3 protein-coding genes are annotated in these 3,035 nt (G+C 60.9%); all 3 read right to left on the minus strand.

Annotated elements, in window-relative coordinates; genetic code table 11:
- Positions 1 to 256: 256 nt before the first annotated feature.
- The gene (locus ACE3S9_RS17610) at positions 257 to 1,435 is read right to left on the minus strand and encodes a DNA cytosine methyltransferase (RefSeq protein ID WP_374547783.1); all 1,179 of its coding nucleotides are present in this window, start codon (positions 1,433 to 1,435) and stop codon (positions 257 to 259) included.
- A gap of 30 nt (positions 1,436 to 1,465) precedes the next feature.
- The gene (locus ACE3S9_RS17615) at positions 1,466 to 1,735 is read right to left on the minus strand and encodes a hypothetical protein (RefSeq protein WP_374547784.1); all 270 of its coding nucleotides are present in this window, start codon (positions 1,733 to 1,735) and stop codon (positions 1,466 to 1,468) included.
- Between the two features lie 196 nt (positions 1,736 to 1,931).
- Positions 1,932 to 3,035, minus strand: a 1,104-nt coding sequence (locus tag ACE3S9_RS17620; protein WP_374547785.1) for a GNAT family N-acetyltransferase, incomplete at its 5' end; no start/stop codon positions are given.

The following is a 3,035-nucleotide window of genomic DNA, read 5'->3' on the forward strand; positions in this document are numbered from 1 at the left end:
TCTTGCGACGAGCGGGCTTTAGCAAAAAACTATGACGATTAGATTATATCAATGCGAACGAAGTGTTTTTGATGGCCGTCTCGCGCTCTTATTATGTGTGAGCTATTTTGAAGGCTTGATCGCTTTTTATTACGGCCTTTTTGTGTAGAAAACAACAATTAAATTTGAACACATTGTTCCATCGTGAACTATTAACGATTGGGCGGCGCAAAATTTACTTGTGCAATTGCGAGCGCTATCCGTCATTCGAGCGCCGTCATTCCGCCGCCGCCATTTCGTCGGTTGATGCGTCGCCCAGCAGCGGGGCCAGCAGGTGGTCGGCGAGATGGCGCACGACCGGCGCGCAAAGGCCGTCACCGCATAATTTATAGGCGGCGCTGGCGCTTTTCGGCAGAAGATAGGAGTCGGGCAGGCCCATCAGCCGCGCCGTCTCGCGCGACGACAGCAGGCGCGTGCGAATGGTTCCGCCCTGGATCTCGATCAGCGTCTGCCGGGAACTGCCGCCGCCTGGCGTGCGCAGGCAACCCGCGACGCCGTCGAAGCGGACCTCGGCGCGCTGCCGTTTGATTCCGTTTTCGTCGAAACGGGTGCGGCGGTAGATTGTTCCCACCACGCGCCGGCCGTCGGCCTGAACCTCGGCGATCTTCTCGCGATGGGCCGGCGCCATCAAGGCGAGCAGCCGCGCATTGGCTTCCGCCGGACGCCAGGGCGCGTCGGCCGGCGCGTCTTCGAGCAGGTCGATCAGGTCGCGATTGCGGCGCGGCGGCTCCGGCAGGCGCCACCACACCCAATCGACCGCCAGACGTTCGGGCAAAGCGGCCTGGGCCGCGCGCAAAGCGGGCGAGGCCCAGAGCGGGTTCGGCTCCGCCGCTGTCAGGCCATGCGGGAAAGGCGGGTTTTTCTGCACGGCGACGAAAAACACGCGCGGCCGCGATTGCGGCGTGAACCAGCGCGCGTCGAGCGTCAGCGCGCCGGTGCGATAGCCGATCTCGTCCAGCGCGGCGACCACGGCGCAAAAATCGCGCTTGCCGTGGGAGGTCAGCACGCCGACGACATTTTCCAGCACGATGGCGCGCGGCGCGCGGCCTTCGTCGCGCAGGGCGCGCATCTTGTCGTGGAACAGCCAGAAGGCGCCGCTGCGCGTCTTCACGGCGTCGCCGGCCGCGCCCATGCCCCGGCCGGTCCCGGCGAGCGAAAGATCCTGACAGGGGAAGGAGGCCCAGGCGAGATCGGCCCGGCCGGGGAGGGCGTCCACGGAAAGCGCGCCGAGGTCGCCCTCGACGAAATCCCCGTCGCCCCAATTGGCGCGATAGGACGCCGCCTTGTCGGGATCGAGGTCATTGGCGAACAGGCAGGACCAATCCGCGCCGAGGCCAGCACGGGCCATGCCGCCGCCGGCGAAAAATTCATAGAAGGTCAGCGGGCGTCGGGACATCGGATGGCGCGAGCGAATCAGGATTTTTCATCAATTCACAGCCGAGACTCTTTCGCCAGCGCCGCCGGCGCGCCGTCCCCAGAAAGCGCCTCCGCGCGCCTCCGCCTGCAGCATCACGCATTCGAAAGCGCGGCGCTCGGCGGTGGCGCGTTTCTCGCCGCCGTCATATTCGATCAAAGCGGCGCGCTCTTCATAGAGGTCGCGCAGATCCTCCGGCAGCAGGTCGAGCAGGTCGCGCCACTCGGCCGGCAGGGGCCGGGCGTCGCCGGAATGAAGCTGAAGGGACGGGATTCGCGCCATCGGGCGGCTCTCACGCTGGTTTGTCTGTAAATGTTCTTACTTTGTTCTAAAACCAAAAGCAAGCAATGAAAGCGAGTCATGACATCTCAGTTTGAATTTCGAGATGGGGCGGGGAACCGTCCCGCGCCACAGGGTCGATCATGGTCGGATAAAGGTCAGCCCCCAGCGACCGACCGGCGTCAAACATCTCGCCGTTTCACCGGAACCGGCTGGAGGACTTGTGGCGACGCCAAGCTCTCACGCAGGCCGCAAGCCAAGGCCTTTGTCTGGCAAACGCACGAAGGCGCCCGCCGGCCGTGCGAATGAGCAGATAAATTTTGCCTGTTACGGTCAATCCACTCGTAAATTGATAGAGCGGCACAGTGTGATCTGCCCATAGTCTCTTATAGTCTTCATCTCCGATGGTTAGATCAAACGTCTTCAGGCCGGCCGAGATGCTCCACTCAATCAGGTTTTGCATGAGAAGGCGCCCGGGGGAATATCGCGCCCAATTGTCGGCGTCATAGCTCGGCAGGATCCAATAAAAGCGTCCCCGGAATACCATGCCGATATGCGCCGCCGCTACGGTTTCGCCAACACAGAGGGACGATGTCTGGATGAGGCCTGTTGATAAATTATTTTGCGCCAATGAGGTGTAGAACCTGTGCAGGCGCGGATTATCGAATAGGTCGCGGCAGCCCGTTTTCCAATACATACGCCTTTTCTGGCTGATCAATATAGAAATAATATTTGTTAAAGCCTCGTTCGCGTTACAAATACAAAAATGAACAGGCGCAATTCGTGAAAGCTGGCGCCATCGACGATCGCCGGTACGAAAAAACTTCTTGCTGCGGCGTTCCTTAAACGCGTCAAATGTGGCGCCAAGCGTGGCGATATGGGCATTGTGAACATGCTCGACGCCAGGCAGTGCGGCGAGAGGATTCGTCGCATCCTCAATCTTCAACGGCATCTTTTCAAAATCGATCACATCGACCGGAGGCAGTTGCTCCATCACGCGCGCCATGAGCCGGTCGAGGCCCGCTGCGCCCAGAGCCGCGGCGAACACCGTACGGACGATCGGGGCGTGATAATCGGTGGCGTCGCCGCCGAGGAACTTGAGGAGGGATAGGCCGAACCGCCTCTGAATCCCAAGAGGCAACAGCATCAGCGTATTTCCGCTCCTGTCGGCCACTTGAACGATATGAGGCTTGATTCCTTCCGCATCGCCAATCGTCGCTTGCCACGTGGAGAGCCATTCGAACGTCTGAAAGCCGTAGCACGCGCAATTCTCCTGGGCTTGCCGCCATATGTCCTCGACGTC

This window comes from Rhodoblastus sp., assembly GCF_041915505.1.
Classification (GTDB): Bacteria; Pseudomonadota; Alphaproteobacteria; order Rhizobiales; family Beijerinckiaceae; genus Rhodoblastus.

Coding starts and splice junctions, on each gene's coding strand:
- ACE3S9_RS17615 (WP_374547784.1), bottom strand. CDS start 1,735: ATGGCGCGAATCCCGTCCCTTCAGCTTCATTCCGGCGACGCCCGGCCC.
- ACE3S9_RS17610 (WP_374547783.1), bottom strand. CDS start 1,435: ATGTCCCGACGCCCGCTGACCTTCTATGAATTTTTCGCCGGCGGCGGC.